We start from the raw sequence: 25,008 nt of genomic DNA on the forward strand, positions 1-25,008 counted from the left end.
GCTTTCTAAGATGCCAGCATTTCTGTGCCGCGCGGGGCTGCACGGACAACGCCATCGGAAATAGGGAGCAATCATGGCATCCAATGTCAAAAAATGGTCGGCGGAGTTTCTGGGTACTTTCTGGCTGACATTTGGCGGTTGCGGCAGCGCGGTGCTGGCAGCGGCCTTTCCCGAAGTGGGCATCGGCCTGCTGGGTGTGTCCTTTGCCTTCGGCCTGACGGTGCTGACAGGCGCTTACGCCTTCGGTCCCGTCTCCGGCGGTCACTTCAATCCAGCGGTCTCCGTCGGTCTGGCAGTGGCGGGGCGTTTTCGCTTTGCCGAGCTGCCCGGCTACATCATTGCCCAGGTGCTGGGTGCCATTGTGGCGGCCGCCGCGCTGTATTTCATTGCCAGTGGCAAGGCCGGCGCCCAGGTGGCCGATCTGGCCACCAACGGCTACGGGGATCACTCGCCGGGCAAGTTCAATATGGCGGCGGCGTTGGTGACCGAAGTGGTGCTGACCGCAGTGTTTCTGCTGGTGATCCTGGGCTCCACCACCAAGAAGGCTGCCGTGGGCTTTGCGGGTATGAGCATCGGCCTGTGCCTGACGCTGATTCACCTGATCTCCATTCCCGTGACCAATACCTCGGTCAACCCCGCCCGCAGTACCGGCCCGGCGCTGTTCGGGCCGGCCATCGCGCTGGAGCAACTGTGGCTGTTCTGGCTGGCTCCCATCGTGGGCGCCATCATCGGTGCCGTGATTCACAAGGCGCTGCTGGGTGACGAAGACTGAGCGTTCAACGCGGCTGCTGCACAAGCAAAAAGGGATGCCTTGGCATCCCTTTTTTGATGGCTTGAGCGCTTGCCTGGCCAGCGCCCAGTGCAGCGGCTTTACTGCGCTGTGGTCTGGCGCACGGCCTGTTCCCAGCGCTGCATCAGCTCGTCGGCGCGGTCCTTGCTCAGCGTGGGCAGGAAGCGGCGCTCGGCCTTCCACAAAGCCGACAGCTCCTCGGTGCTCTGATAGACGCCGCTGGACAGGCCGGCCAGATAGGCCGCACCCAGGGCCGTGGTTTCCACGCAGGCCGGGCGCACCACGGGAATACCCAGCAGGTCGGCCTGGAACTGCATCAGCAGATTGTTCACGCAGGCTCCGCCGTCCACGCGCAGCTCGCTGACCGGCGTGCCGCCCGTGGCCACGGCGTCGCGGCTCATGGCGCCGAGCAGGGCCGCACTCTGGTAGGCAATGGATTCCAGGGCCGCGCGAGCGATATGGGCCATCGTCGTGCCGCGCGTCAGCCCGGTGATGGTGCCGCGCGCATCGGGCTTCCAGTAGGGGGCGCCGAGGCCGGTAAAGGCCGGCACCAGCATCACGCCGCCGCTGTCGGGCACGCTTTCGGCCAGTTGCTGTACCTGGCCGCTGTGCTCGATGGCCTGCAGGCCGTCGCGCAGCCACTGCACCACGGCACCGCCGACGAAGACGCTGCCTTCCAGCGCAAACTGGGGCTGGCTGCCCGCCTGGGCGGCCGATGTGGTCAGCAGGCCGTTGCTCGAGGTCTGGAAGCTGCTGCCCGTGTGCATGAGCATGAAGCAACCCGTGCCATAGGTGTTCTTGGCCATGCCGGCGTCGAAGCAGGCCTGGCCGAACAGCGCGCTTTGCTGGTCGCCGGCCACGCCGCCGATCTTGATGGAGCCGCCCAGCACCTCGTCGGCCGTCTGGCCGAAATCGGCGGCAGAGGGCAGGACTTCGGGCATCAGGCCCGCAGGAATGTCGAGCAGGGCCAGCAGATCGGCATCCCACTGGTTGCTGTGCACATTGAAGAGCATGGTGCGGCTGGCATTGCTCACATCGGTGACATGGCGCTTGCCGCCCGTCAGCTGCCAGATCAGCCAGCAATCCACCGTGCCGAAGGCCAGCTCGCCGGCCTGCGCTGCGGCGCGTGCGCCGGGCACGTTGTCCAGCAGCCACTTGAGCTTGGTGCCTGAAAAATAGGCATCGATGCGCAGGCCGGTCTTGCGCAGAATGGTGTCGCTGTGGCCGGCTTCGCGCAGTTGCACGCAGGTGGGTTCGGCGCGGCGGTCCTGCCAGACGATGCCGTGGTGGATGGGCGTGCCGGTCTTGCGGTTCCAGACGATGGTGGTCTCGCGCTGGTTGGTAATGCCCACCGAGCGGATATCGGCGGCCTTGAGGCCCGCCTTGGCCAGCGCCTCCTTGGCGGTGCTCAGCTGGGTGCGCCAGATCTCGCGCGGGTCATGCTCCACCCAGCCCGGCTGCGGGTAGATCTGCGGCAGCTCCAGCTGGGCCGATGCCACGATGCGGCCTTGCGTGTCGAAGACGATGGAGCGGGAGCTGGAGGTGCCCTGGTCCAGGGCGAGCAGATAGGTTGTCATGGGTTGTCCGTGATTCAGAGGGGGAGCACAAAGCGCGCCATTTCGGCCTGCTCGCTCCAGCCCTGCCGGGAGTAAAAGCCGCGCACATAGGAAGGGCGCTCGCGGTTGTTGACCAGCCAGATGCGTATGCAATGGCGCTCGCGCGCAGCCTGGGTGGCTGCGTCCAGCAGCTGCTGGCCCAGGCCTGCACCGCGCGCTGCCTCGGCGACAAACAGCTCGCTCACATAAGCTTCCCATCCTTGCAGCACGGCGACCGGCAGCCAGTGCACGGCGCAGTAGCCGTGAATGCGTTGCTGGCTGTCTTGCGCCACCAGCATCAGAGAGCGCTCCGGACCGGCCTGCAGCTCGTCCAGCAGCGCCTGCACGGCCTCGGTGTTCTGGGTGGCAGAATGGGTTTCATAGGCCTTGAACCAGCCTATATCGTGCAGCAGCTGGGCAATGCCTGCTGCATCCTCGGGCAGCGCGGGGCGGATCAGATAGGGGGCAGCATTCATTGGGCGATGGTGCATTGCACCTCGGCATCGCGCAACAGGGCATCGAATGGCGCGGAGGGCGCAACGTCGGTGAACAGGCGGTCGATCTGATTCAGTCGGGCCAGCTCCACCATGGCCTGGCGGCTGAATTTGCTGTGGTCGGCTGCCAGCCAGACTTCGCGCGACTGGCCGATGATGGTCTGGGCCACCTTGACCTCGCGCAGGTCGAAGTCGCGCAGGCTGCCGTCCGATTCGATGGCCGAGATGCCGATCACGGCAATGTCCACCTTGAACTGCCGCATGAAGTCCACGGCCGCCTCGCCGACAATGCCGCGGTCGCGTGTGCGCACCACGCCGCCGGCGACGATGACCTCGCAATCGGCATTGCTGCTGAGGATGGCTGCAACATTGAGGTTGTTGGTGATGACGCGCAGCCCCTTGTGCTGCAGCAGGGCCTGGGCCACCGCTTCGGTGGTGGTGCCGATATTGAGAATCAGCGAGCAGCCGTTGGGAATGGCTTCGGCAATGGCGCGTGCGATGCGCATCTTGCCTTCGGCATGCAATACCTGGCGCTGGGTATGGGCCAGGTTCTCCACGGTGGCGCTGGGCACGCGCACGCCGCCATGAAAGCGCACCAGCAAGCCGGCATCGGCCAGCTTCTGTATGTCTCGGCGCACGGTCTGCAGCGTGACCCCGAGGATTTCTGCCAGTTGCTCCACCGAGGTGGACTGACGGGCGCGGACTTCTTCGACAAGCTGCAACTGGCGGGGATTGCTGTTCATGACTGATGACTGGTTATATAGGTGCTATTGGCGCATGGACGGGCTGCAGGTGAAGAGCTCTATAGGGGAGCGCGCCAGCCGCAGCGGGCAGTGCAGGGATTGTGAGCGAATCCAAACGAACCTCTAATAGGGTGATTTTCTATGGAATTGCCCGGTAAAAAACAAAAATGAATCCACGCCGAGTCTGAAGTCTGACAGCAAGCTGCGGTTATATGTCATCGTGGCGAGTTGTTGCGGCAGTAACAATTGGCGCTGCAAGAAGAATGCAGTTCATGCATTGAGAGTGTGCAAGCGCGCCGATTGTCGATGCTGCGGCCTGACCGGGGTGGCGCTGGGCTAGTGGTTTTGGCTTGAATCGCGCAAAAACGAATCGATATTTGGGATTTGCAATGCACTAAAAGCGAAAAAGAGCGAAAATATTCGATCTGAAATTTGTTCTTTGCTGTGCGCGTCTCATCGCTGGATGATGGCGGCGCGGCGATCACCGCAGAAGTCGTTCCATGAACCAGTCCACTCAACCCTTGGCTACAACGCGCGCACAACTGCTGGAGCGCCTGACGCAGACCGAAAGCTTTGATCTGGCCATCGTGGGCGGCGGTGCCACGGGGCTGGGCGTGGCGGTGGATGCGGCGGCGCGCGGCTTCAAGGTCGTGCTGCTGGAGTCGCTGGACTTCGCCAAGGGCACTTCCTCGCGTGCCACCAAGCTGGTGCACGGCGGCGTGCGCTATCTGGCGCAGGGCAATATCTCCCTGGTGCGCGAAGCACTGCACGAGCGCACGACCCTGCTGCACAACGCACCGCATCTGGCCCAGCCTCTGGCCTTTGTGATGCCCTCGTACAAGCTGCTGGATACGCCGTTCTACGGCATCGGCCTCAAGATGTACGACGCGCTGGCCGGCAAGGCCGGCCTGGGGGCTACCGAATTCCTCTCCAGCGCCAAGACCGTGAAATACCTGCCGACCGTGCAGCAAAAAGGTCTCAAGGGCGGGGTCAAGTACTGGGATGGTCAGTTTGACGATGCGCGCCTGGCGCTGGCGCTGGCGCGTACCGCAGCGGCCAAGGGCGCTTTGCTGATCAATTACTGCCCGGCAGAAAAGCTGATCTACGAGGGTCAGCAGATTGCCGGCCTGATCTGCCGCGATGCGGAATCCGGCCGCAACTTCACCGTGCGCGCCAAGTGCGTGGTCAATGCCACGGGACCATGGGTGGATCTGTTCCGCCAGCAGGATGCCGAGGCCCAGGGCAAGCCCGTCAAGCCCATGGTGGCGCCCAGCCAGGGCGTGCACGTGGTGGTGGACCGCGAGTTCCTGCCCACGGATCATGCGCTGCTGATTCCCAAGACGGCCGATGGTCGCGTGCTGTTTGCCGTGCCGTGGCTGGGCAAGGTCATTTTGGGAACCACCGACACGCCGCGTCACGATCTGGCGCGCGAACCTCTGCCTTTCCCCGAAGAGCTGGACTTCATTCTCGGCGAGGCCGGCAAATATCTGAATCGCCAGCCCACGCTGGCCGATGTGCGCAGCATGTGGGTGGGCCTGCGCCCCCTGGTCAAGCCGCAGGACGATGACGGCGAGAACACCAAGAAGATCAGCCGCGAGCACACGGTGATGGCCAGCAAGACCGGCCTGGTGACCGTCACCGGCGGCAAATGGACCACGTACCGGGCCATGTCCGAGGATGTGCTCGCCGAATGCTTCCAGATCGGTCGTCTGCCCAGCCGTCCTGCCGGGGTGACCGTGAACCTGCCCCTGGTCGGTGCGCCGGCCGAGGCGGCCGTCACGCACAGCATGAACCAGAGCCAGGGGCTGCACTCCTACGGCACGGATGCCGCCGCCGTGGCTGTGCTGCCTGGTGCGCAGAACTGGCTGATGGACGGTCTTTCCGAGGCCATGGTGCGCTTTGCCGCCCGCTTTGAATACGCGCGCACCGTCGAGGACATGCTGGCGCGCCGCAGTCGCCTGCTTTTCCTCGATGCCCGCAAGGCGGCCGAGATCGCGCCCCGCGTGGCGGCCATCCTGACCGAGGAGCTGGCCCAGGATGTGCAGCTCAACGACTTCCTGGCCCTGACCCGCCAATATCTGCCCGCCCAGGGCTGATCCGCGCGGCCGCCCTGCGGGGCGTGGCGTACGGGCAACAGGCTGTGGTCCGCAGGTCTTGCGAAAATGTGAGCTGTCAGCGCTTTCTATCTGTTGATTTCAGATGGATTATTGTTTGAAATCAATGCTCTAAGAGCGCTATGCGCTATTGTTTTGGTTGCAAGTGCGAAAGGCCTGTCTGCCAGGCTTTGCGCCAGTGAAATCAGTGCGGGTATTGCAGGCTAAACGCTTGACGCACAAAGGATTTCCTGCGACAATCTCCTGCTTCACGTTTAAAAGCGTGGAACTTTCTGCCCAGCGGGAAGCCTTCCGGAATGGTCCGGAAGGTGGACGACGGGCCCAAGACTGACCGGCTGCTTGATCAGCCCTTGAGAAGACTCTGGGGCTGTCGAGCGTTGCTGGAGCAAGTTGGGAATATTGAAATGATCCAAACAGAATCTCGGTTAGAGGTTGCCGACAACACCGGCGCGAAGTCTGTTCAGTGCATTAAGGTGCTGGGCGGTTCTCATCGTCGCTACGCAAGTGTTGGCGACATCATCAAGGTGAGCGTCAAGGAAGCAGCTCCTCGTGGTCGCGTCAAAAAAGGCGAGATCTACAGTGCTGTGGTGGTGCGCACCGCCAAGGGCATCCGTCGTGCAGACGGTTCGCTCGTGAAGTTCGACGGCAATGCCGCCGTGCTGCTGAACGCCAAGCTGGAGCCTATCGGCACCCGCATCTTTGGCCCCGTGACTCGTGAACTGCGTACCGAAAAGTTCATGAAGATCGTGTCGCTGGCCCCTGAAGTTCTCTAAAGGAATAGCACCATGAACAAGATTCGCAAGGGCGACGAAGTTATCGTGCTGACCGGCCGTGACAAGGGCAAGCGTGGCGTGGTTTCTCTGCGCAAGGATGACTCCCACGTGATCGTGGACGGTGTCAACCTGGTCAAGAAGCACACCAAGCCTAACCCCATGAAGGGCACCACCGGCGGTATCGTGGAAAAGGCCATGCCTATCCACCAATCCAACGTGGCTATCTTCAATGCAGCGACCGGCAAGGCCGATCGCGTGGGCATCAAGGTGAACGCCGACGGCACACGTGTTCGCGTGTTCAAGTCCAATGGCGCTGAAATCGCCGCCTAAGGAGTAACACATGGCACGACTGCAAAAACTCTATCGCGAAAAGATCGCGGCTGAACTGAAGGAAAAGTTCGGCTACACCTCCGCTATGGAAGTGCCCCGTCTGACCAAGATCACTCTGAACATGGGTGTGAGCGAAGCCGTGGCCGACAAGAAGGTGATGGACAACGCCGTGGCTGACCTGACCAAGATTGCTGGTCAGAAGCCTGTGGTGACCAAGGCCAAGAAGGCTATCGCTGGTTTCAAGATCCGCGAAGGCCAAGCTATCGGCTGCATGGTGACCCTGCGTGGCGTTCAGATGTACGAATTCCTGGACCGTTTCGTGACCGTGGCTCTGCCCCGCGTGCGTGACTTCCGTGGTATCTCGGGTCGTTCGTTCGACGGTCGCGGCAACTACAACGTTGGCGTCAAAGAACAAATCATCTTCCCCGAAATCGAGTACGACAAGGTGGACGCTCTGCGTGGTCTGAACATCAGCATCACGACAACAGCGAAGAACGACGAAGAGTGCAAGGCACTGCTCGCCGCTTTCAAATTCCCCTTCAAGAACTGAGGTGGCGCATGGCTAAAGTAGCAATGATTCAGCGCGAACTGAAGCGCGAAAAGCTGGCAGCCAAGTATGCTGCCAAGTATGCAGAACTGAAGGCAATCGCCGGCGACGTGAAGCGTTCCGACGAAGAGCGCGACGCCGCTCGCCTGGGTCTGCAGAAGCTGCCCCGTAACTCGAACCCCACTCGCCAGCGTAACCGTTGCGAGATCACTGGCCGTCCTCGCGGTACCTTCCGCCAATTCGGTCTGGGTCGTGCCAAGGTGCGTGAATTGGCCTTTGCTGGCGACATCCCCGGTGTCACCAAGGCCAGCTGGTAAGCAAGCAGGAGAGATTAAACATGAGCATGAGTGATCCCATCGCTGACTTGCTGACCCGCATCCGCAATGCACAACTGGTCTCCAAGGCCACTGTGTCGGCTCCTTCCTCCAAGGTGAAGGTTGCCATCGCACAAGTGCTGAAGGAAGAAGGCTATATCGACGGCTTCGAAGTGAAGTCCGAAGGTGGCAAGTCCGAACTCGAAATTACCCTGAAGTACTACGCCGGTCGCCCTGTGATCGAGCGTATCGAACGTGTGAGCCGTCCCGGCCTGCGCGTGTACAAGGGTCGTCACGCAATTCCTCAGGTCCAGAACGGCCTGGGTGTGGCCATCGTCACTACTCCCAAGGGCGTGATGACTGATCGCAAAGCACGTGCTGCCGGTATCGGCGGTGAAGTGCTGTGCTATGTGGCCTAACGGACATTAAGGAGAAATACTGAAATGTCTCGCGTAGCAAAAGCTATTGTGACCATCCCCGCAGGTGTGGATGTGTCCATCAACGCTGAAACCATCAAGGTCAAGGGCAAGGGCGGCGATCTGTCGCTGGCTCTGAACGGCTTGGTGACCATCGGCAACAACGACGGCAAGCTGTCCTTTGCTCCCGCCAACGATTCCCGTGAAGCTGACGCTCTGGCCGGTACCATCCGCCAGCTGGTCAACAACATGGTCAAGGGCGTGACTGAAGGCTTCGAGAAGAAGCTGACGCTGATTGGCGTGGGCTACAAGGCCGCTGCACAAGGTTCCAAGCTGAACCTGGCTGTGGGCTTCTCGCACCCCGTCAACTTCGAGATGCCTGCCGGCATCACTGTCGCTACCCCCACTCCGACTGAAATCGTGATCAAGGGTGCTGACCGTCAAGTGGTCGGTCAATTGGCTGCTGAGATCCGTGCCGTTCGTCCTCCCGAGCCTTACAAGGGCAAGGGCATTCGCTATGCGAATGAGAAGGTCGTGATCAAAGAGACCAAGAAGAAGTAAGGAGCTGCATGATGTTGAACAAGAAAGAGCAGCGTCTGCGCCGTGCCCGTCAGACTCGCATCCGCATTGCCCAGCAAGGCGTTGCACGTCTGAGCGTGAACCGCACCAATCTCCATATCTACGCCTCCGTGGTTTCGGAAGACGGCACTACCGTGCTGGCTTCGGCCTCCACTGCAGAAGTCGAAGTGCGTTCGCAACTCGGCGCCGCTGGCAAGGGTGGCAACGTGGCCGCCGCCACGCTGATCGGCAAGCGCATTGCTGAGAAGGCTAAGGCTGCTGGCGTTGAGAAAGTGGCTTTCGACCGCGCCGGTTTTGCATACCACGGCCGCGTGAAGGCTTTGGCAGAAGCCGCTCGCGAAGCGGGCCTGCAGTTCTAAGCGGAGCGGATACAAATGGCTAAATTTTCCCCCAAAGTGCAAGACGAAGGTCGTGACGACGGTCTGCGCGAAAAAATGATCGCGGTCAACCGCGTCACCAAGGTTGTGAAGGGCGGTCGTATTCTCGGCTTCGCTGCACTGACCGTGGTTGGCGACGGTGACGGTCGCGTTGGCATGGGTAAGGGCAAGTCCAAGGAAGTGCCTGCTGCCGTGCAAAAAGCGATGGAAGAATGCCGTCGCAACCTGATGAAGGTTGCACTCAAGAGCGGCACCATTCACCACTCGGTGAAGGGCCATCACGGCGCTGCCAAGGTCGAGCTGCACCCAGCTCCCAAGGGTACCGGCATTATTGCTGGCGGCCCTATGCGCGCTGTTTTTGAAGTGGTGGGTATCACCGACATCGTGGCCAAGAGCCACGGTTCGTCGAACCCCTACAACATGGTTCGCGCAACTTTCGACGCTTTGAAGAACTCCACGACCCCTGCGAACGTGGCAGCAAAGCGCGGCAAGTCGGTCGAAGACATCTTCACCGCCTGATCGGAGTCCAGCACATGACAACACAACAAACTGTCAAGATTCAGCTGGTTCGTAGCCCCATCGGCACCAAAGAGTCGCACCGTGCGACTGTGCGTGGCCTGGGTCTGCGCAAGCTGAACAGCGTCAGCGAACTGCAGGACACTCCTGAAGTGCGCGGCATGATTAACAAGATCGCCTACTTGGTGAAGGTTCTCTGAAAGGATTGATGATGGAACTCAATAGCATCAAGCCTGCAGACGGCGCCAAGCACGCCAAGCGTCGCGTGGGTCGCGGTATCGGTTCTGGTCTGGGTAAGACTGCCGGTCGCGGTCACAAGGGTCAGAAGTCGCGTTCGGGTGGCTACCACAAGGTGGGCTTCGAAGGCGGTCAAATGCCTCTGCAGCGCCGCCTGCCCAAGCGTGGCTTCAAGTCGCATCTGCTGAAGTTCAATGCAGAAGTGACCCTGTCCGAGCTGGATAAGCTCGGCCTGGCCGAAGTCGATCTGGCTGCTCTGAAGCAAGCCGGTCTGGTTGGCTCTATCGCTAAGGTCGTGAAGATCATCAAGAGCGGTGAACTGACTAAGGCTGTCAAGCTCAATGGTATCGGCGCTACCGCCGGTGCCAAGGCTGCCATCGAAGCTGCCGGTGGCAGCATCGCCTGATTAAAGTTCTGAAAGAAGACATCCGTGGCTACTAGCGCAGCTCAAATTGCAAAGACTGGAAAATTTGGCGACCTGCGTCGTCGTCTGGTTTTTCTGTTGCTTGCGCTGGTCGTATACCGCATCGGGGCGCATATCCCCGTTCCGGGCATCGACCCAGCGCAGCTGCAGCAGCTGTTCTCTGGCCAGCAGGGCGGCATTCTCAATCTGTTCAACATGTTCTCGGGTGGAGCGCTCTCGCGCTTCACAGTGTTCGCACTGGGGATCATGCCGTACATCTCGGCATCGATCATCATGCAGCTCATGACCTACGTGGTCCCGACATTCGAGCAGATGAAAAAGGAAGGTGAAGCGGGTCGTCGCAAGATTACCCAGTACACCCGCTACGGCACTCTGGGCCTGGCGCTGTTTCAGTCCTTGGGAATTGCTGTTGCCCTGGAAAGCTCCGCAGGCTTGGTTCTGAACCCTGGTTTTGGCTTCCGCATGACTGCGGTGGTCAGTCTCACGGCCGGTACCCTGTTCCTGATGTGGCTCGGTGAACAGATCACTGAACGTGGTCTGGGCAACGGTATCTCGATACTGATCTTTGGCGGTATCGCCGCAGGCCTGCCGAGCTCCATCGGCGGTCTGCTGGAACTGGTGCGCACCGGTGCCATGAGCATTCTGGCGGCAATCTTCATTGTTCTCGTTGTGGCAGCCGTGACGTATTTCGTCGTGTATGTCGAACGAGGTCAACGCAAGATCTTGGTGAATTACGCACGCCGGCAAGTCGGCAACAAGGTGTACGGTGGTCAGTCTTCGCACTTGCCACTGAAGCTGAACATGGCAGGTGTGATTCCTCCCATCTTCGCTTCGTCGATCATCTTGCTGCCCGCTACGGTGGTGAATTGGTTCAGTGCGGGGGAATCCATGCGCTGGCTGAAGGATATTGCGAGCACGTTGACCCCTGGTCAGCCAATCTATGTCATCCTTTATGCTGCCGCGATCATTTTCTTCTGCTTCTTCTATACGGCCCTGGTTTTCAATAGCCGGGAAACTGCCGACAACCTGAAGAAGAGTGGCGCTTTCATCCCCGGGATTCGTCCTGGCGAACAGACAGCCCGCTACATTGACAAGATTCTGGTTCGCCTGACCCTGGCTGGCGCGATCTACATTACCTTCGTGTGCTTGTTGCCCGAATTCCTGATCCTGAAGTACAACGTTCCGTTCTACTTCGGTGGTACATCGTTGCTGATCATTGTGGTCGTGACAATGGACTTCATGGCGCAAGTGCAGAACTACGTGATGTCGCAGCAATACGAGTCGCTCCTGAAAAAAGCGAACTTTAAGGCTGGTATTTGATGACAAGGCTGCCCAAGGGGGCAGCCTGCCAAAAGTTAGTAGACGCCCATCGATCTATCGCGGGCATTGTTTCCCGGTCGATAGGCCGATAGTGGATGGAAAGTTTTAGGAGAAAAGAATGAGAGTTTCGGCTTCGGTCAAGAAAATCTGCCGTAACTGCAAGATCATCCGCCGCAAAGGTGTTGTGCGCGTGATCTGCACTGACCAGCGCCACAAGCAGCGCCAAGGTTGATTGAAAGCATTAGAGGACTAATATGGCACGTATTGCTGGCATTAACATCCCGCCGCACAAGCATGCTGAAATCGGCCTGACTGCCATCTATGGCATCGGTCGCACTACAGCTCGCAAGATCTGCGAAGCATGCGGTATCGAGTATTCCAAGAAGGTCAAGGACCTGACGGACGCTGATCTGGAAAAGATCCGTGACTTCCTGAATCCCATGACTCTGGAAGGTGATCTGCGTCGCGAAACCACGATGAACATCAAGCGCTTGATGGACATCGGTTGCTACCGCGGTTTCCGTCATCGTCGCGGCCTGCCCATGCGCGGTCAACGTACCCGCACAAACGCCCGTACTCGCAAGGGTCCGCGCAAGGGTGCTGCGGCTCTGAAGAAATAAGAGATTGAAAGATCATTATGGCTAAGTCTCCCGCAAACAACGCAGCTGCTCGCGTTCGCAAGAAGGTCCGTAAGAATATTTCTGACGGCATCGCGCACGTGCACGCTTCGTTCAACAACACGATCATCACCATCACCGACCGTCAAGGCAACGCTCTGTCGTGGGCTTCGTCGGGTGGCCAGGGCTTCAAGGGTTCGCGTAAGTCGACTCCCTTTGCTGCTCAGGTTGCTTCGGAAGTGGCCGGTCGTGCTGCTATCGAACAGGGCATCAAGAACCTGGAAGTCGAAATCAAGGGTCCCGGTCCTGGCCGTGAATCCTCGGTTCGCGCCCTGGGTGCTCTGGGTATCCGTATCACTTCCATCTCGGACGTGACTCCGGTTCCCCACAACGGCTGCCGCCCTCAAAAGCGTCGTCGTATCTAATTTTTTATCAAGCCCACCGCCGCCCAGGTGCATTTGCATCGCGGGCGGCTCCCGTGTTTGCGCACGGTAGATGACACAAAGGAAATCAAGTGGCACGCTATATTGGCCCTAAGGCAAAACTCTCCCGCCGCGAAGGCACCGATCTGTTCCTGAAGAGCGCACGTCGCTCCATCGCAGACAAGGCAAAGTTCGACACCAAGCCTGGTCAGCATGGCCGCACTTCCGGTCAGCGCACTTCCGACTACGGTCTGCAACTGCGCGAAAAGCAGAAGGTCAAGCGCATGTACGGCGTGCTGGAGAAGCAATTCCGCCGCTACTTCGAAGCTGCTGACCGCAAGCGTGGCAACACTGGTGCCAACCTGCTGTCGCTGCTGGAATCGCGTCTGGACAACGTCGTGTACCGCATGGGCTTCGGCTCCACTCGCGCTGAAGCACGTCAGCTGGTGTCGCACAAGGCTATCACTGTGAACGGCCAGTCCGTGAACATTCCTTCTTTCTCCGTGAAGGAAGGCGACGTGGTTGCCCTGCGTGAAAAGTCCAAGAAGCAAGCTCGCGTGGTCGAGGCTCTGCAACTGGCTGCTCAAGTGGGCTTCCCCGCATGGGTTGAAGTGTCTGCTGACAAGGCAGAAGGTACTTTCAAGAAGTCTCCTGACCGCGATGAATTCGCAGCTGACATCAACGAATCCCTGATCGTTGAGTTGTACTCGCGTTAATCTTTAGCAGCGACATTTCTGTAAACCGTCCCTACGGCGCGAGGCATCGCGCCGTGGGTGCTTCACCAGCCTTACCGGTGTAACGAGCCGAGGGTATTGAGAGGAAGTCTGCATGCAAACGAATTTGCTGAAGCCCAAGACAATCAATGTCGAGCAACTTGGTCACAACCGTGCCAAGGTTGTTCTGGAGCCGTTTGAGCGTGGCTACGGTCATACGCTGGGCAATGCCCTGCGCCGTGTTCTGCTCTCCTCCATGGTGGGTTACGCAGCGACGGAAGTGACGATTGCTGGGGTGCTGCATGAGTACTCCTCCATCGACGGTGTCCAGGAAGATGTGACCAACATCCTGCTGAACCTCAAGGGTGTGGTGTTCAAGCTGCACAATCGTGACGAAGTCACCCTGAGCCTGCGCAAGGATGGCGAAGGTGTTGTCACTGCCCGTGACATTCAGACCCCCCACGACGTAGAAATCGTCAACCCTGATCATGTGATCGCCCATCTGTCGCAAGGCGGCAAGCTGGACATGCAGATCAAGGTGGAAAAGGGCCGCGGCTATGTGCCCGGCAACGTGCGCCGCTACGGTGACGAATCGACCAAGTCGATCGGCCGTATCGTGCTCGACGCTTCGTTCTCGCCCGTCAAGCGCGTGAGCTACGCTGTCGAATCCGCACGTGTGGAACAGCGTACCGATCTGGACAAGCTGGTTCTGGAAATCGAAACCAACGGTGCCATCACCGCTGAAGACGCAGTGCGTGCATCCGCCAAGATCCTGGTGGAGCAGCTGGCAGTGTTTGCCCAGCTCGACGGTGGCGATATCGCCAGCGTGTTCGACGCTCCTGCCGGTGGCCGCGGCGCTGCCACGTCGTTCGATCCCATCCTGCTGCGTCCTGTGGACGAGCTCGAGCTCACCGTGCGTTCTGCCAACTGCCTCAAGGCAGAGAACATCTACTACATCGGTGACCTCATCCAGCGTACCGAAAACGAGCTGCTCAAGACTCCCAACCTGGGTCGCAAGTCGCTCAACGAGATCAAGGAAGTTCTGGCTTCCCGCGGTCTGACTCTGGGCATGAAGCTTGAAAACTGGCCACCCGCTGGCCTGGAAAAGCGTTAATTGCTACAATAGAGGACTTTGCTGGAGTTGATCCGGCAAAGTCCAAGTGCCTCGGGCAGTACCTGATACGGCTGCCTGATTTAATTTAGAAAAGATCTCCGGATAAAAACGGGGAGCAAAGGAAAAGCACCATGCGTCACGGCAACGGCCTCCGCAAACTGAACCGCACTTCTGCACACCGCAAGGCAATGCTGCAGAACATGATGAATTCGCTGATCGAGCACGAAGCAATCAAGACCACGGTCCCCAAGGCCAAGGAACTGCGTCGCGTCATCGAGCCCATGATCACTCTGGCCAAGGTTGATACCGTGGCTAACCGTCGTCTGGCTTTCGACCGCCTGCGCGACCGCGACAGCGTGACCAAGCTGTTCAACGTGCTGGGTCCCCGCAACGCTCAGCGTCCCGGTGGCTACACACGTATCCTGAAGATGGGCTTCCGCGTGGGCGACAACGCTCCCATGGCCTATGTGGAACTGGTTGAGCGCGCTGAAGAAGCCGCTGCAGCAGCTGAATAAGCCAGGGCAGGCTGCAAAGCCTGCTATAATTTGGAAATACCGCGCGATGGAGCAGTCTGGTAGCTCGTTGGGCTCATAACCCAAAGGTCGGAGGTTCAAATCCTTCTCGCGCAACCAAATTGAAAAGGTCACGACAATGTCGTGACCTTTTTTTTTGTCCATTTTCCATTGAAGGGCGGCAGCGCTGGTATCAGCTCGTCATACCTCCCGACGCTGTGCCCGAGCGCCGGCTCAGATGCTCGCGCACCCGGCTGGCAATCACCTGAGCGATTTCCGGGCTCAGTACCTCGCTGATATGAAGTACCTCGGTGTAGTGCAGATATAGCAGGCCGCGCAAGGTCCTGAATGCCGTCTCATGTTCGGCACCGCAGATGCCGGCATCGTTGGCCAGCACGCGTTCGACGGCACCGGGGTCGAGCAGCCGGATCTTGCAGATAGCAGCCTGATGCAGTATCGCTAGATCTATTTCTTCAAGGCGGCTTTCCCATTCATCGGGCAGGAATCGGTTCGCTGGCATTTAGAGTGTCTCTCCTGCTGAATCCATGGGCATGTGCCCAATGCTTGAATACTGACATGTACGAGGTCTTGCCATTGGTTTTGCTTCTGCAAGTCTTGCCGTCGATCAAACTTTGGTAACGTAAAAGTCGGCCTGGAGTCGAAGCCATGCGGCACTGCATCATGATGCCAGTCTGTGACCCGAGCGCCAATGTCCGTCGGGGACTCCTGGCTTTTGCTGAGCTGAGGTATGGTGTCTCGATGCGCTGCAGGTAAAGAAAAGGACTTCTATGTTCGAGAAGATCGTCTCGATGTTCCGTTACTTCAAATCGGCCGTTCCGTTTCGGGTCGTGCCTGCACTGATTTCCACCCTGGTGCTGACCGGTCTGCTGCTGACGCCGGTACCTGCGGGACTGGACAGCAAGGCCTGGCAACTGGTGGCCATTTTTCTGACGACCATCGTGGCGATCATCCTCAAGGTCATGCCCATAGGCGTGATGGCATTGATGGCGATTGTCATCGTGTCGCTGTCCCAGGTCACCTCCAGTTCGTCCAAAGGTGCGATCACGGATGCGCTGAGCAGCTTTGCGAATCCTCTGATCTGGCTGATCGTGGTGGCGGTTCTGATATCGCGCGGTCTCAAGAAGACGGGGCTCGGCAACCGCATCGGATTGCTGTTCATTGCGCTGATGGGCAAGCGCACCATAGGCATAGGTTACGGACTCGCGATCTGCGAGCTGGTACTGGCCCCGTTCACGCCCAGCAACACGGCACGCGGCGGCGGCATCGTGCATCCGATCATGAAGTCCATCGCCAATGCCTTTGAATCGGATCCGGCCAAGGGAACGCAAGGCAAGGTCGGGACCTATCTGGCGCTGGTCAACTACCATTCCAATCCGATCACCTCGGCGATGTTCCTGACTGCGACGGCGCCCAATCCGCTGGTCGTGGACCTGGTGGCCAAGGCCACGGGTCAGTCCCTGCACCTGAGCTGGACAAGTTGGGCTCTGTACATGCTGCTGCCAGGGCTGCTGTGTCTGCTGTTGATGCCGCTGGCGATCTATCTGCTGTCGCCACCCGAACTCAAGGCCACGCCCAATGCCGTGGAGTACGCGCGCGCCGAGATGGCAGGCATGGGCCCGCTGTCAGGCAAGGAGCGCGTGATGCTCGGCACCTTCGGCGTGATGCTGTTGCTATGGGCGAATGTGCCGCAAATGCTGTTCGGCCCGGCGTTCACGCTGGACCCGACCGTGGTGGCTTTTCTCGGTTTGTTCGCCCTGATCATCACGGGGACCATCGATTGGGATGATGTGCTGTCCGAGAAAAGCGCCTGGGACACCCTGATCTGGTTCGGTGCCTTGGTCATGCTGGCCGAGCAGCTCAACAAGCTCGGTGTGGTCGCCTGGTTTGCCGAGGGTTTGAAGAGCGCCATCGTCGCCAGCGGCCTGGACTGGCTGCCCGTGGCCGCCATTCTGGTGGGCGTTTTCGTCTTCTCGCACTATCTGTTTGCCAGCACCACGGCCCATATCAGCGCCATGATGCTGGCCTTTCTGACCGTGGGCGCGCAACTGATCCCGGCTGACTACGTCGTCCCCTTCATGCTGATGATGACGGCCGGTTCGGCCATCATGATGACGCTGACGCACTACGCGACCGGCACTTCACCCATCATCTTCGGCAGCGGCTATGTGACTCTAGGTGTCTGGTGGCGCGTGGGGGCTGCGATGTGCGTGCTGGAGTTGCTGATCTTCGCTGTCGTCGGCAGCGCCTGGTGGAAGTTGCTGGGGCTGTGGTGAGCCGCGCTGTCAGCTGCTCGTGCGCAGGGGCTCGCCCAGAGACAGCATGAGCCGGTTGGCCCAGTTGAAGAAGGCAGTGCCCTGCAGCGCATCGGAGATGGCCGCGTCATCCAGGCCGGCGGCGCGCAGCGCATCGATATGACTGGACTCCAGTGCGGGCGGCGTCTGCGTCAAGGCCACGGCGGCGGCGACGATGGCGTTCCAGCGCGGGCCCAGGTCGGTGCCCGGACCTTCATCGAGCAGGCGCTGCACATCGGCGGCGCGTTGCGAGAAACGCGTGGCAAAGCGCGCATGTACCGAAGCGCAGTAGATGCAGCCATTGGTGCGTGAGGTTGCAGCTGCTGCCAGTTCGCGCTCGGCGCGCGGCAGGCCGGCGTCGGGGTTGTAGAAGATGTCCTTGTCGGTGCGCGTGCGTGCTCCCAGCGTGTCGGGGTCGCGCGCCAGCAGCCGGAAATAGGGTGAACGCGCGCGCGCCGCGTCCACCAGGCCTGCATGGTGGCGCTCGCTCAGCTCGCTCTCCTGCAGCGGAGCTATCCATGGCTGCCAGTCGAGCTGTTCCTGGGTGAAGATCTGGGGGGAGGTGTTGTGCGTGGTGCTCATGGCTGGGCTTGCAGGGCGAGGGTGGAAGATGCCGTGGTGACTGCAGCTCGTGCGCCAAGCACGCGCAGCCCCGCCACAAGGCGGATCTGGAAGGACAGGAAAGAGGCGAGCTGGGACAGGATGACGATATCGGTCTCGCTCCAGCCGGCCTGCTGCAGCGCCAGCAAGGCCTGGGCACTCGCATCGCGTGGGTGGTAGGCCAGCAGATGGGCATGGGCCAGCGCGGCGCTCAGGCGCGGGCCCAGCAAAGCCGCATGGGCCGGGTCCACGGCGTAGTTGGGGCCGCTCTGGTCCTCGCGGCTCAAGGGGCCGGCCGGATAGATCCCGTAGGGACCGTGCGGGCCGCTGCCGGGCTGCAGGCTGGCAGCGCGCCCGCGCACCACTTCCGAGCTCACGGCATCGGCCAGATCGGCATCCTCGCCCGCCAGGGCGCGTGTATAGAAGGCCGTGCTGCGAGGCTCGCCATGTAGGCCTGCCGTGAAGGCGGCCAGCGTCAGGCGCTCGCGCAGCGAGACGGTTCCTGCAACCGGCTCGGCGGGGGTGAACAGCGCGGCAAAGCTTTGCTGGGCCTGGGTGCGTGCCTCGCTACGGTGGCGGCGCACCTGATCGAGCGTGCTGCCGGCAGCGATATCGGCGAGATGGTCGATCACATCTTCGGGAAAGCGGGTTTGTGCGGTGTTGCTCATGGTCATGCGGCTTGAAGCAGTTCGGTCCGGACTGGGGGTTGTGAAGCGCCGGCGGGGGCCTCGCTGCGGCGCCAGCCCAGAGCCGGCGCCACGACGGCTGCCGTCAGCTCGATGGAGCGCAGAATGGCCTGGTGCGGCGGGTCGATGGAGTGGACCTGGAACACGATTTCGCTGGCTTGCGCCAGCGCCGTGTCGGCGCGCAGCGAGGCGATCACCTCCTCGGGCGTGCCCACATGCACGTCGTAGGCTTCAATGAGCTGCTGCAGCGGCGCCTGCGGATCGACGCGCGTTGCCCATTGCGTGGAGGAGGTTGAGGCCAGGGCCGCATGGCGCTGGGCCGCGCGGCGCAGACCGGCTTCGGCCCATTCCAGTGCCTGGGCGCGCTGGTCGGAAACCAGCAGGGTGCGCGAAGCCAGGATGCGCGGTGCGCGTCCTGCGGGCAGGGCCGCGAGATAGGCTTCGATGATGGGGTTCTGTATCTCGGACAGCGTGGCCCGGGGGCGGCCTTCGGGTCGGGGCTGTGTGCGCGAGAGCATCAGGCCGTCCCTGTTGGCACCGGCGCGTGCCCCGCCTTCGACCGAGAACGTGGCCTGCCAGACGCGCTCCAGCAGATGCGGGGCTGCGGGGTACAGACGCACGCCGCCTGCCAGCTCGCGCCCGGCCCAGGCATCCCTCAGCACGGCAAAGTTGTGCGCGAAGACGGTACCGCGCTCGCTGCCTGTGACGCCGAAGGCCTCGAAGGACTCCGCCGTGCCGCCCGTGCCAAGGCCCACCTCGAGGCGGCCGTCCGAGAGCAGGTCCAGCACGGCCGCATCCTCGGCCACGCGCAGCGCGTTTTCCAGCGGCAGCGTGACCACGCCCGTGCCCAGGCGGATGCGCCGCGTGTGTGCCGCCACATGCGCGAGAAAGACAAGGGGCGAGGGCAGGCCGCCCTCGCTTTCGTGGAAATGATGCTGGGCGATCCAGGCCGAGTCGAAGCCCTGGGCTTCGGCATGGGCGATCTGCTCGGTGACCAGGCGGTAGCGTTCGCCGGCCGGTACCTCATCGAGCAGGCGGCTGAAGAAGCCCAGGCGTGGGGCAGGGCGCACGCGAGCAAGAGTGTCAGGCGGGGTGGGGGACAAAATCAATGCTCCTTTTGCCGGGAATGGCGTCCATGAGTTCGCGCGTGTAGTCGCTGGTGGGGCGCAGGAACACGTCCTCGACGCTGCCCGCGTCCACCACCTTGCCTGCGCGCAGCACCGACACCGTGTCGGCGATCTGGCGCACCACGGCAAGGTCGTGCGAGATGAAGAGATAGCTCAGGCCGAGGTCCTGCTGCAGCTGCGCGAGCAGGGCGAGGATCTGGGCCTGCACGGTCACGTCCAGGGCCGAAACGGCCTCGTCCAGCACCACCACCTCCGGTTGCAGCACCAGGGCGCGTGCAATCGCCACGCGCTGGCGCTGGCCGCCCGAGAGCGCATGCGGGCGCCGTTCGAGCACGGCGGCAGGCAGGCCCACGCGCTCGAGCATGTCAAGCACGCGCTGGCGGCGCTCCTGGGGCGGCAGCGGCTCGAAGTTGAGCAGCGGCTCCTCGATGATGTCGAAGACACGCTGGCGCGGGTCCAGCGAGCTGAACGGGTTCTGGTAGACCAGCTGGACCTTGCGCCGCAACTGGCGCAGGGCCTCGCCGCGCAGGCCCGTGAGTTCGGCGCCGGCGATGCGGATGCGACCCGATGTAGGGCGTGCCAGGCCCACGATGTCGCGTATGGTCGTGGTCTTGCCCGAGCCCGACTCGCCGACGATGGCATGCGTGGAGCCCCGGCGCAGGCGCAGCGACACGCCGTCCACGGCGCGGAAAATGCCGCGCCCCTGGCTGGGGGCATGGAAGTCGTGAACCAGGTCCTCGACCTCGATGGCCCAGTCCTCGGTGGCAATCGCCGTCTCAGGCGGTGTGCGACGGGGGGCGGGCGTGAGCGAAGGTGCGTCCGACAGCAAGCGGCGCGTATAGGCGCTTTGCGGATGGCGCAGAAGCTCCAGTGTCGGGCCTTGTTCCTGGATGCGACCGCCCTGCATGACGATGAGGCGATGCGCGCGGTCGGCCGCCACGCCCAGGTCGTGGGTGACCAGCAGCACGGCGGTGCCGGTTTCGCGGCGCAGCTCGTCGATCAGATCCAGGATGCGCCGCTGCACCGTGACATCCAGCGCGCTGGTGGGCTCGTCGGCGATGATCAGCGCAGGCCGCAGCGCGATGGCGATGGCGATCAGCACACGCTGGCGCATGCCGCCCGACAGCTCGTGCGGATACTGGCGCGCCCGCAGGGCGGGCTGGGACAGGCCCACGCGGGTCAGCAGGTCGATCACGCGCGCCTCGATGGCGGAGCGGTCGCGCAGGCCGTGAATGCGCAGGATTTCGCCGACCTGGTCGCCCACGGTGCGCACGGGGTTCAGCGAGGTGGTCGGGTCCTGGGGCACCAGGCTGAGCACGCGGCCGCGAATGCTGTTCCAGCGCGCGGCGCTCCAGTCCGAGACCTCGGTGCCTTGCAGCCGGATGCTGCCTTGCTCGCGGCGCCCGTTGTCGGCGAGCAGGCCAATCACGGCCTGGGCCGTGGTGGTCTTGCCCGAGCCCGATTCGCCGACCAGGGCCACGACCTCGCCCGGTGCTATTGAGAACGACAGGCCGTGGACCACGCGCTGCTCCTGGCCTCCGTGGTCGCGGTAGGCGATCACCAGATCCTGGACTTCGAGCAGTGGAGCGGCAGCAGTGGCAGGAATTGCCGTGGTGGGGCGCTCTTGCAACAGGGTGCTCATGCCGGCCTCCGCGCGAAGGAGGCTCCGATGCGGTTGGCGGCCAGAACCACGGCCACCACGACCAGGCCCGGCGCCGTGGTCAGCCACCAGGCGGTGGCGATATAGTTGCGCCCTTCGGCGATCAGCAGGCCCCATTCGGGCGTGGGCGGCGGCGCGCCGTAGCCCAGAAAGCCCAGCGTGGAAATCGACAGGATGGCCGAGCCGAACTGCAGAGCGGCCAGGGCCACCACCGAGGTCAGCGAATTGGGCAGCACATGGCGCCACAGCACGGCCGCAAAGCGTCCGCCGCTGCCGAAGGCAGCCTCCACATAGTCCGAGCGGCGCACGCGTACCACCTCGGAGCGCACCAGGCGCGCGAAGCCGGCCACGGATGCCACCCCCACGGCGATGGCTGCATTGATGGTGCCAAAGCCCAGCAAGATGATGATGGTCAGCGACAGCAGCAGCGAGGGCACGGCCAGAAGCACGTCGATGAGGCGCATCAGCGCGTCATCGACGCGGCCGCCCGCTGCACCGGCCAGCAGGCCGATCAGCGTGCCCGCCACCAGGCCCACGGCCACGGCCACGAAAGCGCCCGACAAGGAGTGCACCGAGCCATGCACCACGCGGGCCCAGAGATCACGCCCCAGCGCATCCGTGCCCAGCCAGTGCGCGAGGCCGGGCTCCAGCAGTTGCTGGCCGGCCTGGCCGACGACGGGATTCTGATGCGCAAACCAGCCCGGAACCAGGGCCCACAGCGCGGCCGTGGCAATCACCAGCAAGGCCAGGGCCAGCGTGGGCGACAGGCGTCTGAGCCTTTGCAGATCGATCAGGATAGGGCGCAGGCTTTTTGCGGCCGGTGCCGGCGGGGGCGCCAGCCTGGGCGCTGCGGTCGAGGCGACGCCGGATGCCAGTGGCTTGGGAATGGCGGTCGAGACGGCGGTGTTCATGCCCGGTTCTCCACAGAATGACGCAAACGAGGATCGAGCAGCGGGTAGAGCAGGTCCACGGCGAGGTTGATGAGCACGAAGGCGGCGGCCGAGACCACGACCACGGCCTGGAGCACGGCCGTGTCCTGGTTGCCCACGGCCTGCTGGGTCAGCGTGCCCAGGCCGTTGAGGCCGAACACGGCCTCGGTGACCACGGCGCCGGCCAGCAGCTCGCCGAACAGCACGCCGGCAATCGTCAAGGTCGGCAGCAAGGCATTGCGCGCCACATGGTGCAGCAGCACCCAGGCGCGAGAAGCGCCCTTGGCGCGCGCCACGGCCACAAAGGGCTGGGCCAGCACGTTGTCGATATTGCGCAGCAGGATCTGGGCCAGCGGCGCCGAAATCGGGACGGCCAGCGTCAGCGTGGGCAGGACCAGGCCTTCCCAGGGGCCGGGATTGATGACGGGAATCCAGCCCAGACGGAAGGACAGCACCTGGATCAGCATGATGCCCAGCCAGAAAACGGGCACGGAGACAAAGACCGAGGGCAGGGCTTGCAGGGCATTGCGCAGCCAGGCCAGAGGCGCGAGGCTGGCCGCAGCCGCCAGAGCGATGGCCAGCAGCGCCGCCGTGGAAAAGCCCAGGGCCGCGAGGCGCAGCGTGGGCGGCAGACTGGTGGCCAGGCCCTGGCTCACGGGCACGCCGGCCTGCAGCGAGTAGCCGAAATGGCCCGTGAGGAACTGAGCCAGCGTATGCAGGTATTGCTGCCAGACGGGCTGGTCGGCGCCATAGGCGGCGCGGATGTCGGCGATTTCCTGCGGGCCCAGGCCCAGCTCGGGGTTCAGGAACTTGATCAGCACGGCATCGCCCGGCAGCAACTGCAGCAGGATGAAAGAGGCCGTGAAGGCCGCCCACAGCACCAGGGCGGCCTGTGCGATGCGGCCAAGCAGATAGCGGCGTGGCATGGGTGCGCCTCCTTGATCGGTGCGCAATCAGCGCTTGGCCAGCCAGGTGCTGTAGAAGCTGGGACGGCCCACGGCCTCGAAGCCCACCTCGCGCACCCAGGTCGCACCCGCGAAGGCCTGGGGCTCCTCGAAGATCGGGATTACGTAGGCCTGGTCGATCAGATAGTTCTGCACCTCGCCGGTCAGCGCGAGGCGCCGGTTGGCATCGGTCTCGGCCGCGATGGCATCGAACAGGCGGTTGAGCTTGCCGTCCTCGAAGGACTTGACCTTCTGGCTCACACCGCCTTTTTGCAGCAGCACATTGCGGTTGCTCGGGTAGTAATTGCTCTTGATCACGTCAGGATCGGCGCGGCCCACCATGCCCGGCAGCACGCCTGTCTTGTCGGGGTCCAGCGTGTCCACCGTGCGGCTGCCCGAGTCTCCGGCCAGCACATTGAGCTTGATACCCAGCCTGGCCCATTGCTGGGCCACGAGCTGCAGGGTTTCCTTGTTCTGTGGCTGGGGCAGGGATTCGTAGGTCGAGAGCACGAAGTCCTGGCCGTTCTTCTGGCGCAGGCCGTTGGCGCCCAGGCTCCAGCCGGCTTCGTCGAGCAATTGCTTTGCCCTGGCCTCGTCAAAGACCAGCTTGGCCGACAGGTCCACATAGCCGGCTGCCGTGGAGGCGATCACCGAACGTGCCTGCGGGTAGCGCGGCGAGAACAGGGTTTCGACGATCTCCTTGGTATTGGTGCCATGCAACAGGGCCTGGCGCACCTTGAGGTCGGCCACGAGGGCGTTGTCGGGACGGATGGCGATGCTGTTGTTCACACCGCGCGTGGACGGCGCGTAGATGGCGAACTTCTGCTGCTCCACGCGCTTTTCGTCATAGGCCTGGACCTGGCGGATGAAGCCGGCCTGACCGGCCAGCAGTGCGCCTATGCGCACGCTGTCCTCGGGCGTGACGATGAACTTGACTTCATCCAGGCGTGCGCGGCCCTGGTGGGCCAGCTTGGCCGGGCCCCAGCGGTAGTCTTGGCGTGCCTTGAGCACCAGCTCCTTGCCCAGGGTCTCGCTGGCCACCACGAAGGGGCCCGAACCTATGATGCGCGTGGCATCGCCAAGCTCCTCGAAGGGACGATCCAGCGTGGCCGGCGAGACCAGGCCCGAGCCGATCACCGAAGTGCCCTGGAGAAAGCCCGGCGAGGGCTTTTTGAAGAAGAACTTCACGGTCAGCGGGTCGACGACTTCGCTGCGCTCGTAATTGTTGATGACCTCGGAAACCGGCTGCTTGAGCGCCTTGTTGCCCAGGCCGTAGGTGTCGAAGTTGCGCGCCACGGCGGCCGCGTCCAGCGGCGATCCGTCCGAGAAGCTCACGCCGGAGCGCAGCTTGAAGCTGTACTCGGTGGCGTCGGCGTTCACGGTCCAGGACTCGGCGATCCAGGGCTGGATCTCCAGTGTCTCGGGGTCCTGGTAGGTCAGCTTGTCCGTGATCTGGTTGAGCACGCCGCCGTTGGGATAAAAGCCCCCGGCAGGCGGATAGAGATTGGTATGTGCCTGCTGCTCGAGATAGACCAGGGTGCCGCCCTGGACCGGTTCCGCCGATGCGCCGGCCTGGGCCGTGCCGGATTGCCTGGAGCAGCCGGCCAGCAGCATGCTGCCCGTCAGTACCGCCACTGCGGCCCATAGGGCGCGGCGTCGGGCCGGCTTGTTCACCGGCTGTTTTATCGATGGATCCGTCTGCGAAGGGAAAAACACGTTCATACCTCGTCGCCGCATGGCGTTGAAAACTCAGGTTCCGGACGCATCGCCGCAGCGACCGACCGGACTCATGGTTCTCATGTT

31 protein-coding genes and 1 tRNA gene are annotated in these 25,008 nt (G+C 62.4%); 21 read left to right on the forward strand and 11 right to left on the reverse strand.

Annotated elements, in window-relative coordinates:
* The first annotated feature begins 73 nt into the window (after positions 1 to 73).
* Positions 74 to 772, forward strand: a complete 699-nt coding sequence (gene aqpZ / locus EIC84_RS08790) for an aquaporin Z (RefSeq protein WP_003068393.1) — start codon at positions 74 to 76, stop codon at positions 770 to 772.
* Between the two features lie 98 nt (positions 773 to 870).
* Here the strand turns inward: aqpZ and glpK are convergent, their stop codons facing one another.
* The 3 genes from glpK to EIC84_RS08805 are packed head-to-tail and all read right to left on the reverse strand — an operon-like array spanning position 871 to position 3,622.
* Positions 871 to 2,367 carry a glycerol kinase GlpK gene (glpK, locus tag EIC84_RS08795; protein WP_003068397.1) on the reverse strand — a complete coding sequence of 499 codons (1,497 nt, stop codon included), beginning with the start codon at positions 2,365 to 2,367 and terminating at the stop codon, positions 871 to 873.
* Between the two features lie 14 nt (positions 2,368 to 2,381).
* Positions 2,382 to 2,861, reverse strand: coding sequence for a GNAT family N-acetyltransferase (locus EIC84_RS08800; RefSeq protein ID WP_003068402.1), 480 nt, complete (start codon positions 2,859 to 2,861; stop codon positions 2,382 to 2,384).
* Complete coding sequence (locus EIC84_RS08805; protein ID WP_003068405.1) at positions 2,858 to 3,622, reverse strand: DeoR/GlpR family DNA-binding transcription regulator; 765 nt, start codon at positions 3,620 to 3,622, stop codon at positions 2,858 to 2,860. The genes EIC84_RS08800 and EIC84_RS08805 overlap by 4 nt, the downstream gene beginning before the upstream one ends.
* 500 nt (positions 3,623 to 4,122) lie before the next feature.
* Here EIC84_RS08805 and EIC84_RS08810 point away from each other — a divergent pair, with 500 nt between their 5' ends.
* The 19 genes from EIC84_RS08810 to EIC84_RS08900 all read left to right on the forward strand — a co-directional run bounded on the left by EIC84_RS08810 (position 4,123) and on the right by EIC84_RS08900 (position 15,067).
* Positions 4,123 to 5,718 (forward strand): glycerol-3-phosphate dehydrogenase/oxidase, encoded by a 1,596-nt coding sequence (locus EIC84_RS08810; protein WP_003068408.1) that lies wholly within the window; start codon positions 4,123 to 4,125, stop codon positions 5,716 to 5,718.
* 422 nt (positions 5,719 to 6,140) lie between these two features.
* Entirely contained in the window at positions 6,141 to 6,509 is a 369-nt protein-coding gene (gene rplN, locus EIC84_RS08815; RefSeq protein WP_003050500.1) for a 50S ribosomal protein L14, read from the forward strand.
* Positions 6,510 to 6,521: 12 nt separating this feature from the next.
* On the forward strand, positions 6,522 to 6,839 hold the full coding sequence (rplX, locus tag EIC84_RS08820; protein WP_003068411.1) for a 50S ribosomal protein L24: 318 nt from the start codon (positions 6,522 to 6,524) through the stop codon (positions 6,837 to 6,839).
* Between the two features lie 10 nt (positions 6,840 to 6,849).
* Positions 6,850 to 7,389: a 50S ribosomal protein L5 gene (rplE, locus tag EIC84_RS08825; RefSeq protein WP_003050507.1), complete on the forward strand. Its 540-nt coding sequence runs from the start codon at positions 6,850 to 6,852 to the stop codon at positions 7,387 to 7,389.
* Between the two features lie 8 nt (positions 7,390 to 7,397).
* Complete coding sequence (gene rpsN, locus EIC84_RS08830) at positions 7,398 to 7,703, forward strand: 30S ribosomal protein S14 (RefSeq protein ID WP_003050509.1); 306 nt, start codon at positions 7,398 to 7,400, stop codon at positions 7,701 to 7,703.
* Positions 7,704 to 7,723: 20 nt separating this feature from the next.
* Positions 7,724 to 8,119: a 30S ribosomal protein S8 gene (gene rpsH, locus EIC84_RS08835; protein ID WP_003050510.1), complete on the forward strand. Its 396-nt coding sequence runs from the start codon at positions 7,724 to 7,726 to the stop codon at positions 8,117 to 8,119.
* 24 nt (positions 8,120 to 8,143) lie between these two features.
* Positions 8,144 to 8,677, forward strand: a complete 534-nt coding sequence (gene rplF, locus EIC84_RS08840) for a 50S ribosomal protein L6 (protein WP_003068417.1) — start codon at positions 8,144 to 8,146, stop codon at positions 8,675 to 8,677.
* 11 nt (positions 8,678 to 8,688) lie between these two features.
* Positions 8,689 to 9,054, forward strand: coding sequence for a 50S ribosomal protein L18 (gene rplR, locus EIC84_RS08845; protein ID WP_003050513.1), 366 nt, complete (start codon positions 8,689 to 8,691; stop codon positions 9,052 to 9,054).
* Between the two features lie 15 nt (positions 9,055 to 9,069).
* The gene (gene rpsE / locus EIC84_RS08850) at positions 9,070 to 9,591 is read left to right on the forward strand and encodes a 30S ribosomal protein S5 (RefSeq protein WP_003050515.1); all 522 of its coding nucleotides are present in this window, start codon (positions 9,070 to 9,072) and stop codon (positions 9,589 to 9,591) included.
* Between the two features lie 14 nt (positions 9,592 to 9,605).
* On the forward strand, positions 9,606 to 9,788 hold the full coding sequence (gene rpmD, locus EIC84_RS08855; protein ID WP_003050517.1) for a 50S ribosomal protein L30: 183 nt from the start codon (positions 9,606 to 9,608) through the stop codon (positions 9,786 to 9,788).
* An 11-nt stretch (positions 9,789 to 9,799) separates the two neighbouring features.
* The gene (gene rplO / locus EIC84_RS08860; RefSeq protein ID WP_003050519.1) at positions 9,800 to 10,231 is read left to right on the forward strand and encodes a 50S ribosomal protein L15; all 432 of its coding nucleotides are present in this window, start codon (positions 9,800 to 9,802) and stop codon (positions 10,229 to 10,231) included.
* A gap of 24 nt (positions 10,232 to 10,255) precedes the next feature.
* Positions 10,256 to 11,569, forward strand: coding sequence for a preprotein translocase subunit SecY (gene secY / locus EIC84_RS08865; protein WP_003050520.1), 1,314 nt, complete (start codon positions 10,256 to 10,258; stop codon positions 11,567 to 11,569).
* A 118-nt stretch (positions 11,570 to 11,687) separates the two neighbouring features.
* Complete coding sequence (gene rpmJ, locus EIC84_RS08870; protein ID WP_003050535.1) at positions 11,688 to 11,801, forward strand: 50S ribosomal protein L36; 114 nt, start codon at positions 11,688 to 11,690, stop codon at positions 11,799 to 11,801.
* Positions 11,802 to 11,823: 22 nt separating this feature from the next.
* A complete protein-coding gene (gene rpsM / locus EIC84_RS08875; protein ID WP_003068424.1) occupies positions 11,824 to 12,189 on the forward strand; it encodes a 30S ribosomal protein S13 in 366 nt (121 codons plus the stop codon).
* A 17-nt stretch (positions 12,190 to 12,206) separates the two neighbouring features.
* Positions 12,207 to 12,611, forward strand: a complete 405-nt coding sequence (gene rpsK / locus EIC84_RS08880) for a 30S ribosomal protein S11 (RefSeq protein WP_003050538.1) — start codon at positions 12,207 to 12,209, stop codon at positions 12,609 to 12,611.
* A gap of 89 nt (positions 12,612 to 12,700) precedes the next feature.
* Entirely contained in the window at positions 12,701 to 13,324 is a 624-nt protein-coding gene (gene rpsD / locus EIC84_RS08885) for a 30S ribosomal protein S4 (protein ID WP_003068426.1), read from the forward strand.
* Between the two features lie 112 nt (positions 13,325 to 13,436).
* Positions 13,437 to 14,435 carry a DNA-directed RNA polymerase subunit alpha gene (rpoA, locus tag EIC84_RS08890; RefSeq protein WP_003050542.1) on the forward strand — a complete coding sequence of 333 codons (999 nt, stop codon included), beginning with the start codon at positions 13,437 to 13,439 and terminating at the stop codon, positions 14,433 to 14,435.
* Between the two features lie 131 nt (positions 14,436 to 14,566).
* Positions 14,567 to 14,950, forward strand: a complete 384-nt coding sequence (gene rplQ, locus EIC84_RS08895) for a 50S ribosomal protein L17 (protein WP_003050544.1) — start codon at positions 14,567 to 14,569, stop codon at positions 14,948 to 14,950.
* Between the two features lie 40 nt (positions 14,951 to 14,990).
* Positions 14,991 to 15,067: transfer RNA gene (locus tag EIC84_RS08900), tRNA-Met, on the forward strand.
* 73 nt (positions 15,068 to 15,140) lie between these two features.
* Here EIC84_RS08900 and EIC84_RS08905 read toward each other — a convergent pair.
* Positions 15,141 to 15,467 carry a hypothetical protein gene (locus EIC84_RS08905; RefSeq protein WP_003068429.1) on the reverse strand — a complete coding sequence of 109 codons (327 nt, stop codon included), beginning with the start codon at positions 15,465 to 15,467 and terminating at the stop codon, positions 15,141 to 15,143.
* 268 nt (positions 15,468 to 15,735) lie between these two features.
* Between EIC84_RS08905 and EIC84_RS08910 the strand changes: the two genes are divergently transcribed.
* Positions 15,736 to 17,241, forward strand: coding sequence for a DASS family sodium-coupled anion symporter (locus EIC84_RS08910; RefSeq protein WP_003068430.1), 1,506 nt, complete (start codon positions 15,736 to 15,738; stop codon positions 17,239 to 17,241).
* Between the two features lie 9 nt (positions 17,242 to 17,250).
* On the opposite strand, the gene EIC84_RS08915 is transcribed toward EIC84_RS08910, so the two are convergent.
* From EIC84_RS08915 to EIC84_RS08945, 7 genes are read right to left on the reverse strand one after another with little or no spacing between them, the layout of a single operon-like run.
* Entirely contained in the window at positions 17,251 to 17,841 is a 591-nt protein-coding gene (locus EIC84_RS08915) for an alkylhydroperoxidase domain protein (RefSeq protein WP_003068432.1), read from the reverse strand.
* Complete coding sequence (locus tag EIC84_RS08920) at positions 17,838 to 18,533, reverse strand: CMD domain protein (RefSeq protein WP_003068434.1); 696 nt, start codon at positions 18,531 to 18,533, stop codon at positions 17,838 to 17,840. Before EIC84_RS08920 ends, EIC84_RS08915 begins: the two co-directional genes overlap by 4 nt.
* Complete coding sequence (locus tag EIC84_RS08925) at positions 18,530 to 19,648, reverse strand: putative FMN-dependent luciferase-like monooxygenase (RefSeq protein ID WP_003068436.1); 1,119 nt, start codon at positions 19,646 to 19,648, stop codon at positions 18,530 to 18,532. The genes EIC84_RS08920 and EIC84_RS08925 overlap by 4 nt, the downstream gene beginning before the upstream one ends.
* Positions 19,629 to 21,314 (reverse strand): ABC transporter ATP-binding protein, encoded by a 1,686-nt coding sequence (locus EIC84_RS08930; protein ID WP_003068438.1) that lies wholly within the window; start codon positions 21,312 to 21,314, stop codon positions 19,629 to 19,631. The genes EIC84_RS08925 and EIC84_RS08930 overlap by 20 nt, the downstream gene beginning before the upstream one ends.
* On the reverse strand, positions 21,311 to 22,243 hold the full coding sequence (locus EIC84_RS08935; protein WP_003068440.1) for an ABC transporter permease: 933 nt from the start codon (positions 22,241 to 22,243) through the stop codon (positions 21,311 to 21,313). The genes EIC84_RS08930 and EIC84_RS08935 overlap by 4 nt, the downstream gene beginning before the upstream one ends.
* The gene (locus EIC84_RS08940; protein WP_003068441.1) at positions 22,240 to 23,187 is read right to left on the reverse strand and encodes an ABC transporter permease; all 948 of its coding nucleotides are present in this window, start codon (positions 23,185 to 23,187) and stop codon (positions 22,240 to 22,242) included. Before EIC84_RS08940 ends, EIC84_RS08935 begins: the two co-directional genes overlap by 4 nt.
* Before the next feature lie 27 nt (positions 23,188 to 23,214).
* On the reverse strand, positions 23,215 to 24,927 hold the full coding sequence (locus tag EIC84_RS08945; RefSeq protein WP_003068443.1) for a TIGR04028 family ABC transporter substrate-binding protein: 1,713 nt from the start codon (positions 24,925 to 24,927) through the stop codon (positions 23,215 to 23,217).
* Positions 24,928 to 25,008 lie beyond the last annotated feature (81 nt).

The sequence above is a fragment of the Comamonas sp. A23 genome (assembly GCF_004522605.1).
In the GTDB taxonomy this organism is placed as follows: domain Bacteria; phylum Pseudomonadota; class Gammaproteobacteria; order Burkholderiales; family Burkholderiaceae_C; genus Comamonas; species Comamonas thiooxydans.

What these genes read in the sequence shown, in the direction of transcription:
- aqpZ (WP_003068393.1), top strand. Translation starts at nt 74, where the DNA reads ATGGCATCCAATGTCAAAAAATGGTCGGCGGAGTTTCTGGGTACTTTC.
- glpK (WP_003068397.1), bottom strand. Translation starts at nt 2,367, where the DNA reads ATGACAACCTATCTGCTCGCCCTGGACCAGGGCACCTCCAGCTCCCGC.
- EIC84_RS08800 (WP_003068402.1), bottom strand. Translation starts at nt 2,861, where the DNA reads ATGAATGCTGCCCCCTATCTGATCCGCCCCGCGCTGCCCGAGGATGCA.
- EIC84_RS08805 (WP_003068405.1), bottom strand. Translation starts at nt 3,622, where the DNA reads ATGAACAGCAATCCCCGCCAGTTGCAGCTTGTCGAAGAAGTCCGCGCC.
- EIC84_RS08810 (WP_003068408.1), top strand. Translation starts at nt 4,123, where the DNA reads ATGAACCAGTCCACTCAACCCTTGGCTACAACGCGCGCACAACTGCTG.
- rplN (WP_003050500.1), top strand. Translation starts at nt 6,141, where the DNA reads ATGATCCAAACAGAATCTCGGTTAGAGGTTGCCGACAACACCGGCGCG.
- rplX (WP_003068411.1), top strand. Translation starts at nt 6,522, where the DNA reads ATGAACAAGATTCGCAAGGGCGACGAAGTTATCGTGCTGACCGGCCGT.
- rplE (WP_003050507.1), top strand. Translation starts at nt 6,850, where the DNA reads ATGGCACGACTGCAAAAACTCTATCGCGAAAAGATCGCGGCTGAACTG.
- rpsN (WP_003050509.1), top strand. Translation starts at nt 7,398, where the DNA reads ATGGCTAAAGTAGCAATGATTCAGCGCGAACTGAAGCGCGAAAAGCTG.
- rpsH (WP_003050510.1), top strand. Translation starts at nt 7,724, where the DNA reads ATGAGCATGAGTGATCCCATCGCTGACTTGCTGACCCGCATCCGCAAT.
- rplF (WP_003068417.1), top strand. Translation starts at nt 8,144, where the DNA reads ATGTCTCGCGTAGCAAAAGCTATTGTGACCATCCCCGCAGGTGTGGAT.
- rplR (WP_003050513.1), top strand. Translation starts at nt 8,689, where the DNA reads ATGTTGAACAAGAAAGAGCAGCGTCTGCGCCGTGCCCGTCAGACTCGC.
- rpsE (WP_003050515.1), top strand. Translation starts at nt 9,070, where the DNA reads ATGGCTAAATTTTCCCCCAAAGTGCAAGACGAAGGTCGTGACGACGGT.
- rpmD (WP_003050517.1), top strand. Translation starts at nt 9,606, where the DNA reads ATGACAACACAACAAACTGTCAAGATTCAGCTGGTTCGTAGCCCCATC.
- rplO (WP_003050519.1), top strand. Translation starts at nt 9,800, where the DNA reads ATGGAACTCAATAGCATCAAGCCTGCAGACGGCGCCAAGCACGCCAAG.
- rpmJ (WP_003050535.1), top strand. Translation starts at nt 11,688, where the DNA reads ATGAGAGTTTCGGCTTCGGTCAAGAAAATCTGCCGTAACTGCAAGATC.
- rpsM (WP_003068424.1), top strand. Translation starts at nt 11,824, where the DNA reads ATGGCACGTATTGCTGGCATTAACATCCCGCCGCACAAGCATGCTGAA.
- rpsK (WP_003050538.1), top strand. Translation starts at nt 12,207, where the DNA reads ATGGCTAAGTCTCCCGCAAACAACGCAGCTGCTCGCGTTCGCAAGAAG.
- rpoA (WP_003050542.1), top strand. Translation starts at nt 13,437, where the DNA reads ATGCAAACGAATTTGCTGAAGCCCAAGACAATCAATGTCGAGCAACTT.
- rplQ (WP_003050544.1), top strand. Translation starts at nt 14,567, where the DNA reads ATGCGTCACGGCAACGGCCTCCGCAAACTGAACCGCACTTCTGCACAC.
- EIC84_RS08905 (WP_003068429.1), bottom strand. Translation starts at nt 15,467, where the DNA reads ATGCCAGCGAACCGATTCCTGCCCGATGAATGGGAAAGCCGCCTTGAA.
- EIC84_RS08910 (WP_003068430.1), top strand. Translation starts at nt 15,736, where the DNA reads ATGTTCGAGAAGATCGTCTCGATGTTCCGTTACTTCAAATCGGCCGTT.
- EIC84_RS08915 (WP_003068432.1), bottom strand. Translation starts at nt 17,841, where the DNA reads ATGAGCACCACGCACAACACCTCCCCCCAGATCTTCACCCAGGAACAG.
- EIC84_RS08920 (WP_003068434.1), bottom strand. Translation starts at nt 18,533, where the DNA reads ATGACCATGAGCAACACCGCACAAACCCGCTTTCCCGAAGATGTGATC.
- EIC84_RS08930 (WP_003068438.1), bottom strand. Translation starts at nt 21,314, where the DNA reads ATGAGCACCCTGTTGCAAGAGCGCCCCACCACGGCAATTCCTGCCACT.
- EIC84_RS08935 (WP_003068440.1), bottom strand. Translation starts at nt 22,243, where the DNA reads ATGAACACCGCCGTCTCGACCGCCATTCCCAAGCCACTGGCATCCGGC.
- EIC84_RS08940 (WP_003068441.1), bottom strand. Translation starts at nt 23,187, where the DNA reads ATGCCACGCCGCTATCTGCTTGGCCGCATCGCACAGGCCGCCCTGGTG.
- EIC84_RS08945 (WP_003068443.1), bottom strand. Translation starts at nt 24,927, where the DNA reads ATGAACGTGTTTTTCCCTTCGCAGACGGATCCATCGATAAAACAGCCG.